At 71.4% G+C, this 9,844-nt stretch carries 9 protein-coding genes and 1 pseudogene; 3 read left to right on the forward strand and 7 right to left on the reverse strand.

Annotated features, from left to right (window positions below; all coding sequences use genetic code 11):
* The first annotated feature begins 26 nt into the window (after positions 1 to 26).
* Together adh and ABGB16_RS26640 are read left to right on the forward strand one after the other, a co-directional pair.
* Entirely contained in the window at positions 27 to 1,532 is a 1,506-nt protein-coding gene (adh, locus tag ABGB16_RS26635; protein ID WP_347670830.1) for an aldehyde dehydrogenase, read from the forward strand.
* Positions 1,532 to 1,876 carry a DUF779 domain-containing protein gene (locus tag ABGB16_RS26640; protein ID WP_347670831.1) on the forward strand — a complete coding sequence of 115 codons (345 nt, stop codon included), beginning with the start codon at positions 1,532 to 1,534 and terminating at the stop codon, positions 1,874 to 1,876. Before adh ends, ABGB16_RS26640 begins: the two co-directional genes overlap by 1 nt.
* A 47-nt stretch (positions 1,877 to 1,923) precedes the next feature.
* On the opposite strand, the gene ABGB16_RS26645 is transcribed toward ABGB16_RS26640, so the two are convergent.
* The 5 genes from ABGB16_RS26645 to ABGB16_RS26665 all read right to left on the reverse strand — a co-directional run bounded on the left by ABGB16_RS26645 (position 1,924) and on the right by ABGB16_RS26665 (position 7,522).
* The gene (locus ABGB16_RS26645) at positions 1,924 to 3,126 is read right to left on the reverse strand and encodes a saccharopine dehydrogenase C-terminal domain-containing protein (RefSeq protein WP_347670832.1); all 1,203 of its coding nucleotides are present in this window, start codon (positions 3,124 to 3,126) and stop codon (positions 1,924 to 1,926) included.
* A gap of 232 nt (positions 3,127 to 3,358) precedes the next feature.
* A complete protein-coding gene (locus ABGB16_RS26650) occupies positions 3,359 to 4,273 on the reverse strand; it encodes an ABC transporter permease (protein ID WP_347670833.1) in 915 nt (304 codons plus the stop codon).
* Positions 4,270 to 5,184 (reverse strand): ABC transporter permease, encoded by a 915-nt coding sequence (locus ABGB16_RS26655; protein ID WP_347670834.1) that lies wholly within the window; start codon positions 5,182 to 5,184, stop codon positions 4,270 to 4,272. The genes ABGB16_RS26650 and ABGB16_RS26655 overlap by 4 nt, the downstream gene beginning before the upstream one ends.
* Complete coding sequence (locus ABGB16_RS26660) at positions 5,181 to 6,332, reverse strand: ABC transporter ATP-binding protein (protein ID WP_347670835.1); 1,152 nt, start codon at positions 6,330 to 6,332, stop codon at positions 5,181 to 5,183. Before ABGB16_RS26660 ends, ABGB16_RS26655 begins: the two co-directional genes overlap by 4 nt.
* Before the next feature lie 5 nt (positions 6,333 to 6,337).
* On the reverse strand, positions 6,338 to 7,522 hold the full coding sequence (locus ABGB16_RS26665) for a spermidine/putrescine ABC transporter substrate-binding protein (RefSeq protein WP_347670836.1): 1,185 nt from the start codon (positions 7,520 to 7,522) through the stop codon (positions 6,338 to 6,340).
* A 206-nt stretch (positions 7,523 to 7,728) separates the two neighbouring features.
* Between ABGB16_RS26665 and ABGB16_RS26670 the strand changes: the two genes are divergently transcribed.
* Positions 7,729 to 8,241, forward strand: coding sequence for an Lrp/AsnC family transcriptional regulator (locus ABGB16_RS26670; protein WP_347670837.1), 513 nt, complete (start codon positions 7,729 to 7,731; stop codon positions 8,239 to 8,241).
* Positions 8,242 to 8,296: 55 nt separating this feature from the next.
* Here ABGB16_RS26670 and ABGB16_RS26675 read toward each other — a convergent pair whose 3' ends face one another.
* Positions 8,297 to 8,497, reverse strand: coding sequence for a DUF397 domain-containing protein (locus ABGB16_RS26675; protein WP_347670838.1), 201 nt, complete (start codon positions 8,495 to 8,497; stop codon positions 8,297 to 8,299).
* A 71-nt stretch (positions 8,498 to 8,568) separates the two neighbouring features.
* Positions 8,569 to 9,139: pseudogene (locus ABGB16_RS26680) on the reverse strand (Scr1 family TA system antitoxin-like transcriptional regulator); the annotation flags it as partial.
* Between the last annotated feature and the right edge of the window lie 705 nt (positions 9,140 to 9,844).

Consider the following 9,844-nt stretch of genomic DNA (forward strand, 5'->3'; position numbering starts at 1 on the left):
ACCACGAACGGACGGCGGAGGTACCCATGGCGCGCTACGACGCCCCCACCCACTGGCAGTCCCGCTACGACCACTTCATCGGCGGCGAGTACGTGAAGCCGCACCGCGGCCGGTACTTCGAGAACCCCAGCCCGGTGACCGGGCAGACCTTCTGCGAGGTGGCCCGGGGCACCGCCGAGGACGTCGAGAAGGCCCTCGACGCCGCGCACGGCGCGGCCGACGCCTGGGGTCGCACCTCGGTCGCCGACCGGGCGGTCGTCCTCAACAAGATCGCCGACCGGATGCAGGAGAACCTGGAATCCCTCGCGGTAGCCGAGACCTGGGAGAACGGCAAGCCGGTACGGGAGACGCTGGCCGCCGACATCCCCCTCGCGATCGACCACTTCCGCTACTTCGCCGGGGCGATCCGGGCCCAGGAGGGCTCCCTCGGCGAACTCGACGACGACACCGTGGCGTACCACTTCCACGAGCCGCTCGGGGTGGTCGGGCAGATCATCCCGTGGAACTTCCCGCTGCTCATGGCGACCTGGAAGCTCGCCCCGGCCCTCGCGGCCGGCAACACGGTGGTGCTCAAGCCCGCCGAGCAGACCCCGGCCTCGATCCACTACCTGCTCTCGCTCATCGCCGACCTGCTCCCGCCGGGCGTGCTCAACGTCGTCAACGGCTTCGGCGTCGAGGCGGGCAAGCCGCTTGCCTCCTCGCCCCGGGTGGCGAAGGTGGCGTTCACCGGCGAGACCACCACCGGGCGGCTGATCATGCAGTACGCCAGCGAGAACATCAAGCCGGTCACGCTGGAACTCGGCGGCAAGAGCCCGAACATCTTCTTCGACGACGTCAGCGCCGCCCGCGACGACTTCTTCGACAAGGCCCTCGAGGGCTTCACCATGTTCGCTTTGAACCAGGGCGAGGTGTGCACCTGCCCGTCGCGGGCGCTGATCCAGCAGGGCCACTACTACGACTTCCTCGCGGCGGCCGTGGAGCGGACGAAGGCGGTGCGCCAGGGCCACCCCCTCGACACCGAGACGATGATCGGGGCGCAGGCGTCGAACGACCAGTTGGAGAAGATCCTGTCCTACCTGGACATCGGCCGGCAGGAGGGTGCCAAGGTGCTGACCGGCGGCGAGCGGGCCGACCTGGGCGGCGAACTCTCCGGCGGGTACTACGTGCAGCCGACCGTCTTCGAGGGCGACAACTCGATGCGGATCTTCCAGGAGGAGATCTTCGGCCCGGTGGTCTCGGTGACCTCCTTCGCCGATCTGGACGACGCCGTCAAGATCGCCAACGACACCCTGTACGGCCTCGGGGCCGGCGTCTGGACCCGGGACATCAACACCGCGTACCGGGCCGGGCGGGCGATCCAGGCCGGCCGGATCTGGACCAACTGCTACCACGCCTATCCGGCGCACGCCGCGTTCGGTGGCTACAAGCAGTCCGGCATCGGCCGGGAGACCCACAAGATGATGCTGGAGCACTACCAGCAGACCAAGAACCTGCTGGTCAGCTACTCCCCGAAGAAGCTGGGCTTCTTCTGATGGGTGACCCGGTGACCCTGACCCCCGCGGCGGCCGACCTGATCCGGTCGCTGCGGGGGCAGCACGGCCCGCTCATGTTCCACCAGTCCGGCGGCTGCTGCGACGGCAGCGCCCCGATGTGCTACCCGGCCGGGGAGTTCCGCACCGGCGGCTCCGACGTCCTGCTGGCGTCGCTCGACGTCGACGGCGTCCCCGAGCCGGTCGATTTCTGGATGTCCGGCGCCCAGTGGGAGCTGTGGAAGCACACGCGCCTGACGGTCGACGTGGTCCCCGGTCGGGGCAGCGGCTTCTCCCTCGAAGCCCCGGAGGGCGTCCGCTTCCTCATCCGCTCCCAGCTCGCCTGACCAGCCGGGGCCTCCCGCGTCGGGGCCGAACATCGGGCCGTAACGGGTCACCGCTCCTCCATCTCCCAGGGCGAGCCGTAGGCGGTGAGCAGGCCCAGGAAGGGCAGCGGGGGGAGCGCCTCCGGGCCGATGACGCCGGTGGCGGACCAGGCGCCGGTGGCGAGCAGTTCCAGGGCGACGACCGGGTTGACGGCGGTCTGCCAGACCACCGCCTGGTGGCCGTACTCGCGCATCGACCACTCGTTGTCGACGACGTGGTAGAGGTAGACCTCCCGGGGCTCGCCGGCCTTCGACCGCCCACGGACCCAGGTGCCGGCGCAGGTCTTCCCGTGCATCCGCTCACCGAGGGTGGCCGGGTCGGGCAGGGTGGCGGCCACCACGTCACGTGGGGACATCCGCATGCCCCGCACGGTGACCGGCTCGGTGGAGTCCAGCCCCAGCTTGTGCAGGGTCCGCAGGACCTCGATGAACTCCGCACCGAGGCCGTACTTGAAGGTGACCCGGCGCGCGTCGACCCAGCGCGGGATGAGCAGCACCTCCTCGTGCTCGACGTTGACGCACTCGACCGGGCCGATGCCCGCCGGGAAGTCGAAGACCTCCGGCTCGCTGAACGGCTCGGTGGTGAACCAGCCCCGGCCACGTTCCCAGATCACCGGCGGGTTGAGGCACTCCTCGATCGTCGTCCAGATCGAGAACGACGGGGCGAAGTCGTAGCCGTCGACGGTCAGGTTCGAGCCGTCGCGTACCCCGATCTCGTCGATCTCGGCGAACAGCTCGTCGGCGGCGTACCGGGCGAAGACGTCCGACAGGCCCGGCTCGACGCCGATGCCGAGCAGCGCGAGCCGGCCGGCCCCGGACCACTGCTCGGCCAGGGCGAACTGGTCGTCGCCGAGCTTGACGCCGGGCTCGGCGTACGGCCGCTCGGGGTGCGGATGGGACAGGGACATGGCCATGTCGAGGTAGTCCGCCCCGGCGGCGAACGCCCCGGCGAAGACCGGCATGACGAAGCGCGGGTCGACGGCGTTGAGCACGTGGGTGATCCGGTGCGCCCGGCACAGCGCGGCGACCGCGTCGGCCGAGGAGGCGTCGACGGTCGCGGCCACGAAGCGCTCGCCGTGCCCGGCGACGGCCCGCTCGGCGCGGGCGGGGTCGGCGTCTGCCACGACCATGGTCTCGAAGAACGTTCGGCGGGCGGCGATGGATACGGCGGCGGAGCCGACGCCACCGGCGCCGACGAGGAGGATACGCATCAGGATTCGAACCCCAAACCAAGACGATCGAGCGTACGGAGCCAGAGGCCGCGCCAGCCGCCGCGCGCGTCGACGCGAATGCGAGAGCAGCGGGCGAGGGACCAGCGGGTGGAAGACCGGCGGGTGGAAGACCGGCGGGTGGAAGACCGGCGGGTGGAAGAGCTGCGGGTGAGGTGTAGGCGGTGCGGTACGGGCGCCGCGTCGGCGGGCGCCCGGCCGGTATGCGGGACGATCATGACGGGCCCTGCGCCCGTCGGCCGGCCGCGGCGACGGCTTGAAGATCAGCCGCGGCGACGGCTTGAAGATCAGCCGTGGCGACGGTCCGGAGATCGGCCGTGGCGACGGCGCGGAGATCGGCGCGGCGGGCCCGCCGGCCGCGTAGCGAGGTGAGCCCGACGAGCAGCAGGGCTATCCCGAACATCGCCGTGCCGATGACGTTGACCTGCGGCGGGATGCCCCGCTGGGCGGCGCCCCAGACGTACATCGGGAACGTGACGGTGGTGCCGGCGTTGAAGTTGGTGATGATGAAGTCGTCGAAGCTGAGCGAGAACGCGAGCAGGGCGGCGGCCACGATGCCGGGCAGCACCAGCGGCAGCGTGACCCGGCGGAACGTCTGCCACGGGCCGGCGTACAGGTCCATGGCGGCCTCCTCCAGCCGCCGGTCCATCCCGGCGAGCCGCGCCTTGACCGTCACGACGACGAACGACACGCAGAACATGACGTGCGCGATGACGACGGTCCCGAAGCCCTGCGGCACGCCGGCCGCGACGAACAGGGCCAGCAGCGAGGTGCCCATCACCAGCTCGGGGGTGGCCATCGGCAGGAAGATCAGCAGGTTGATCCCGGACCGGCCGGTGAACCGGTGCCGCACCAGCGCGAACGCCATCAGCGTGCCGATGACGGTGGCGACCGCGGTGGCGAGGAAGCCGATCTGGACGCTGCGCACCACCGCGTCGCACATGTCGGAGGTGGCGCAGGGCCGCCGCCAGTTGTCGAGGGTGAACTCGTTGAAGTCGTACGACAGCCGGCTCGACGGGCGGTTGAAGGACAGCCCGGCCACGACGAGGATCGGCAGCGAGAGGTAGCCGAGCACCAGCAGGGCCACGCCCATCACCCACCGGTCGGCCAGCCAGCGCCAGAACCTCATAACACCTCCTCCGTGCCGGTCCGGCGCAGGTACGCGAAGACCACGGCGAGGATCGCCGCCATCAGCAGGAACGACAGCGCCGCGCCCTGCGGGTAGTCCAGCCGGACCAGGAACGCCGAGTCGATGACGTTGCCGATCATGTACTCGTTGGGGGTGCCGAGCAGTTCCGCGTTGATGTAGTCGCCGGTGGCCGGGATGAAGAACAGCAGCGTGCCGGCGATCAGGCCGGGCATCGACAGCGGCAGGGTGACCCGGCGGAACGCCTGCACCGGGCTCGCGTACAGGTCGCCCGCCGCCTCCAGCAGCCGGTGGTCGAGCCGCTCCAAACTCGCGTACAGCGGCAGCACCAGGAACGGCAGGAAGTTGTACGTCAGGCCGAGCACCACCGCGACCGGGGTGGCCAGCAGCCGGCCGTCGGCGCCGAGCAGGTGCACGTCGCGCAGCAGCCCGACGAGCCAGCCGTTGTCGGACAGGATGGTCTTCCAGGCCAGGGTGCGGACCAGGAAGCTGGTGAACATCGGGGCGACCACCGCCACCAGCAGCAGGTTCTTCCACCGGCCGGCCTTACAGGCGATCGCGTACGCCAGCGGGTAGCCCATCAGCAGCGCGAGCACCAGCGCCGCCGCGGCGTAGCCGAAGGAGCGGACGAAGTGCGGCCAGTACGCCTGAAGGGCCTCCGGGTAGTTGTCGAACGCCCAGGTCATGGCGTACCCGGTGGACAGCGAGCCGGCCGGGTCGTACAGGCTGGCGGCGGCGAGCTGGATCAGTGGCAGGGCGAAGAAGAGGAGCAGCCAGGCCGCGGCGGGCAGCAACAGCAGGTACGGCAGCAGCCGGTGCCGCCCGGGCGGGGGCGGCGGCGGGGGCCCGGCCGGTGTCCCCGCCGAGGTGGGTACGTGGGCCAGGGCGGTCACGACCGGACACCCACCGGCTCGTCCAGCACGGGGCTCGTGCTGTCGTCGGCGCCCGGCTCCCAGGGCAGCAGGAAGGCGTACCGGGGATCCCAGTGCGCCACCACGGACGCGCCGACCGGGAGCCGCCCGCCGAGCCCGCTGTTCGCCGCGAACACCGAGACCTCGCTGCCCCAGCCGGTGCGGACCAGGTACTGGGTGCTCACCCCGACGTACGAGGCGTCGGTGACGACCCCGGTGAGGTGCTGGTGGCCGCCGGGCACCTGGTCGACGGAGTCGACCAGGTGCAGCTTCTCGGGGCGTACCCCCAGGTAGACCGCGCCCCGGTCGGCGCGGGCGCGGTCGGCGGGTACGGAGAAGCGCGCGCCGTGGGCGGTGACCGGCACCTCGGAGCCGGCGGGGCCGGCGGCCTCGGCGGCGAGCAGGTTGGACTGGCCGAGGAAGTTCGCCACGAACGCCGTGGCCGGGTACTCGTAGATGTCGGCCGGGGTGCCGAGCTGCTCGATCCGCCCGGCGTTCATCACCGCGACCGTGTCGGCCATCGTCATGGCCTCCTCCTGGTCGTGGGTGACGTGCACGAACGTGATCCCGACCCCGGTCTGGATGCGCTTCAGCTCGATCTGCATCTGCCGGCGCAGCTTCAGGTCGAGCGCGCCGAGCGGCTCGTCGAGCAGCAGCACCTGGGGGTGGTTGATCAGCGCCCGGGCCAACGCGACCCGCTGCTGCTGCCCGCCGGAGAGCTGGGCCGGGCGGCGGCGGCCGTACCCGTCGAGCTGCACCAGCGACAGCATCCGCCGCACCTGGTCGTCGACCTTGCGGATGCCGCGCCGGCGCAGCCCGAACGCCACGTTCTCGTGGACGTCGAGGTGCGGGAACAGCGCGTAGCTTTGGAAGACGGTGTTGACCGGCCGCTTGTACGGGCGCAGCCGGGCGATGTCCCGGTCGCCGAGCAGCACCTGCCCGCGCGTCGGCTCCTCCAGGCCGGCGATCATGCGCAGCGTCGTGGTCTTGCCGCAGCCGGACGCCCCGAGCAGGGCGAAGAACGAGCCCTGCGGGACGGTCAGGCTGAGGTCGTCGACCGCGGTGAGGGCGCCGAACGTCTTGGTCAGCCCGACCAGCCGCAGGTTTCCGCCGGGAGCTCCGTCGCCCATCCCGATCACGCCCCGATGACCTGCTGGTACTTCGACTCGTACTCCCGCTCCTGCTTCTCGTCCAGCGTCATGAAGACCTTCGACCGCGACAGCATGGCCTCGTCGGGGAAGATCAGCGGGTTCGCGGCCAGCTCCGGGTCGATCTTCTCCATCTCGGCCTGGGCGCCCTTCACGGGGCAGATGTAGTTGACGTACGCGGCGAGCTGCGCGGCGACCACCGGGTCGTAGTAGTGGTTGATGAGCTGCTCGGCGTTCGCCTTGTGGGTGGCCTTGTTCGGCACCAGCATGTTGTCGCTGAACAGCATCACCCCGGACTCCGGCGAGACGAACCTGATCTTCTCGTTCTCGCTGGCGAGCTGGATGACGTCGCCGGACCAGGCGATGCACGCGGCGATGTCGCCCTTGGCCAGGTCGGGGGCGTAGTCGTTGCCGGTGAACCGGCGGATCTGGCCGGAGTCGACGGCCTTCTTGAGCTTGTTGAGGGCGTCGTCGAACTGGGCGGCGGTGAAGTTCGCCGGGTCGTGGCCGTTGGACTGGAGCAGCAGGCCCATCGTGTCGCGCATCTCGGACAGCGCGGTGACCTTGCCCTTGAGGTCGGGGCGGGTCAGCAGCTCGTCGACGGTGCGGATCTCCTTGGTGACGCTGCCGTTGTACGCGAGCCCGGCCAGGCCGGACTGCCACGGGATGGAGATCCGGTTCTCCGGGTCGAAGGAGCGGTCGAGCAGGGACGGCAGCATGTTGGCCGCCACGTTCGGGATCTTCGCCGGGTCGAGCTTCTGGATCCAGCCGAGCCGGATCATCCGGGCGGCCATCCAGTCGGTGAGCACGATGAGGTCCCGGCCGGTGCCCTGGCAGGCGGCGAGCTGGTTCTGCACCTTGCCGAAGAACTCGTTGTTGTCGTTGATGTCCTCGGTGTACGTCACCTGGATGCCGCTCTTCGCGACGAACGCGTCCAGCGTGGGGCGCTTCGACTCGTCGTCCTCGTCGACGTCCATGTACTGCGGCCAGTTCGAGAACGCCAGCTTCTTCTCCGCGCCGGAGAGGTCTTCACTGACGCAGCCGGCCTCGGTCTGCTGGGCGCCCTTGGTGCCGCAGCCGGCGAGCACTCCTGCGGTGGCGAGCATCGCGGCCGATCCGAGGGTGCCGGTGAGCAGACCACGCCGGGTGAGGGGCCGGAGGGGACTACGCATGTGACGACTCCTGTCGGTCATCGTCGGCGGGCGGGGCGGGGGCGGCCCGACGGCGGAGGGTCTTCAGGCGATGGACGACTGATCGTGACATGAGGTCACCCGCCGTACAAGGGATTCCGTTGCGGGGTTAGCCATGCGCGACGAAATACGCCAGACTGCGCGAGGACACTACGATCCCTTTGTGAAACCGGACATGTGGAGCGGCGATGGGCACCCGGCAGCAGGAGAACGGCAACGGGGGGCGGCGCGTCGCCGTCCGTGACGGCGCCAGTCACGCCCTGCTGGACGACGTGGCCAAGCAGATCATCGAGCAACTTCAGGAGGACGGCCGCCGGCCGTACGCGACGATCGGCAAGGCGGTCGGCCTGTCGGAGGCGGCGGTGCGCCAGCGGGTGCAGCGGCTGCTCGACGCCGGGGTGATGCAGATCGTCGCGGTCACCGACCCGCTCCAGCTCGGCTTCCCCCGGCAGGCCATGATCGGCCTGCGCACCGACGGCGACCTGGAGCCGGTGGCCGACCGGCTCGCCGAGCTCGAGGAGGTCGACTACGTGGTGATCACCGCCGGGTCGTTCGACCTGCTGGCGGAGGTGGTCTGCCGCAACGACGCCCACCTGCTGGAGATCCTGCAACGGCTGCGCGCCGTCGAGGGCGTGCTCTCCACCGAGGCGTTCGTCTACCTCAAGCTGCGCAAGCAGACCTACAGCTGGGGCACGGCCTGAGCCAGGCTTCGGGTACGGCCTGAGCCGGGCTCTGCGCCGGAGCCAGCCCGACGGATCAGGCGCGCCGGTCCCGGCGGCGGGCGAGGTCGACGAAGGCGCGCCAGGCGGCCGGGGCGAAGCTCAGGGTGCCGCCGTCGCGGTCCTTGCTGTCGCGCACCAGCACCCGGCCGGGCAGGTTGTCGGCCACCTCGACGCAATTGCCGCCGTTGTTGCTGCTGCGGGCGGCGGTGCGCCAGCGGGCCTCGGTCAGCTCCATGTCGTGGCCACTTCCCTGATCAGCTCGATCGATTGGCGGCGGGGCAGCGCCTCGCCGGTGACGCTCTCCCACCTCCGGCCCAGGCTAGCAATATCCACGGGATCGCTCACGACCTGACCGCGGAGCTGGTTGTCGAGATACGCCAATTCCGCCCCGTCGGGCAAACGGGCGAGCACGAACGGCCCGGCCAGCCCGGTGTGCCACGGGCTCTCGGCGGGGATCACCCGGACCTGCACGTGCTCCAGGGACCGCCTGGCGGGCGAGCCGACCGGCCACGATCTCCTCCACCTCGGCCGGCGGCACCAGCCCGCCGGTGCCGAGCACCGCCCGGGCGTACTCCTCGGTCTGGAGCAGACCCGGCACGAGCAGCGGCTGGTAGGAGCGGATCGAGGTGGCGTCCTGCTCCAGTTCCGCCCACGGCCGGAACCAGGGCCGGTCCCGGCGGCGGTACGGCTCGGGCCACAGCTCGGCCGCCTCCTTGCCGAGCACGGCGGCGACCGCCACGCGCGTGCGGGCGTGCGGGATCCGCCCCGACGCCACCCACCGACCCGCCGTCTTCGGGTCCACGCGGACCTTCTCCGCCAGCGACTCGGCCGTCTCGCCCTTGGCGGCCATTGCCACCCGCAGCGCCTCGTTCGCCATCGGACCTCCCGTCGCGACTGCTTGTGGTGGGCACGATAGCGACGCCGCGTGTTCGCGGCGGCCCCGAAACAGCAGGTGGCGGCGGGATTTCTCGCGCGCATTCGAGGTACGCGCAGGGTGCCGGCGAAAGGCCCTGGCGGTGTCCGCCCCGGTTACCCCCGCCGGTCGCCGACGGCGGGCTCGGCCGACGGCGGGCTCGGCCGACGGCGGGCTCGGCCGACGGCGGGCTCGGCCGACGGCGGGCTCGGCCGACGGCGGGTCAGGGTGGCGGCGGGTCAGGGTCGCGGCGGGCTCGGGCCACGGCGGGATACCCTGTTCCGCCCCCTGTGGAGCTGCCCCGTCTGTGCTATCGACCGGGACGAGCGATGCCACGTGGCACCCCGGTGTCGGGGCGCCCGTCGGGGTGCCCGGGCCGGCGCACACCGCTCCGGGCCGTCGGGGCCGCTCGCCCCGACGGGTGCGGCTCGGGCCACGGGCAACGTCCACCGCACCAACCCACAGGCCGATTCAGGCCAAATGGGCAGCGGGCGCGCCCAGGCAGCGGGCGCGCCCAGGCAGCGGGCACGCCAGCAGGCAGGGCCAAGCCGGCGCGCAGAGCCAAGCCGGCGCGCAGAGCCAAGCCGGCGCGCAGAGCCAAGCCGGCGCGCAGAGCCAAGCCGGCGCGCAGAGCCAAGCCGGCGCGCAGAGCCAAGCCGGCGCGCAGAG

It is taken from the genome of Micromonospora sp. B11E3 (assembly GCF_039871625.1).
GTDB lineage: Bacteria > Actinomycetota > Actinomycetes > Mycobacteriales > Micromonosporaceae > Micromonospora.

Excerpts from the sequence above, each read along its gene's own strand:
- ABGB16_RS26640 (WP_347670831.1), top strand. The coding sequence starts at position 1,532 with ATGGGTGACCCGGTGACCCTGACCCCCGCGGCGGCCGACCTGATCCGG.
- ABGB16_RS26665 (WP_347670836.1), bottom strand. The coding sequence starts at position 7,522 with ATGCGTAGTCCCCTCCGGCCCCTCACCCGGCGTGGTCTGCTCACCGGC.
- ABGB16_RS26645 (WP_347670832.1), bottom strand. The coding sequence starts at position 3,126 with ATGCGTATCCTCCTCGTCGGCGCCGGTGGCGTCGGCTCCGCCGCCGTA.
- ABGB16_RS26670 (WP_347670837.1), top strand. The coding sequence starts at position 7,729 with ATGGGCACCCGGCAGCAGGAGAACGGCAACGGGGGGCGGCGCGTCGCC.
- adh (WP_347670830.1), top strand. The coding sequence starts at position 27 with ATGGCGCGCTACGACGCCCCCACCCACTGGCAGTCCCGCTACGACCAC.
- ABGB16_RS26675 (WP_347670838.1), bottom strand. The coding sequence starts at position 8,497 with ATGGAGCTGACCGAGGCCCGCTGGCGCACCGCCGCCCGCAGCAGCAAC.
- ABGB16_RS26650 (WP_347670833.1), bottom strand. The coding sequence starts at position 4,273 with ATGAGGTTCTGGCGCTGGCTGGCCGACCGGTGGGTGATGGGCGTGGCC.
- ABGB16_RS26660 (WP_347670835.1), bottom strand. The coding sequence starts at position 6,332 with ATGGGCGACGGAGCTCCCGGCGGAAACCTGCGGCTGGTCGGGCTGACC.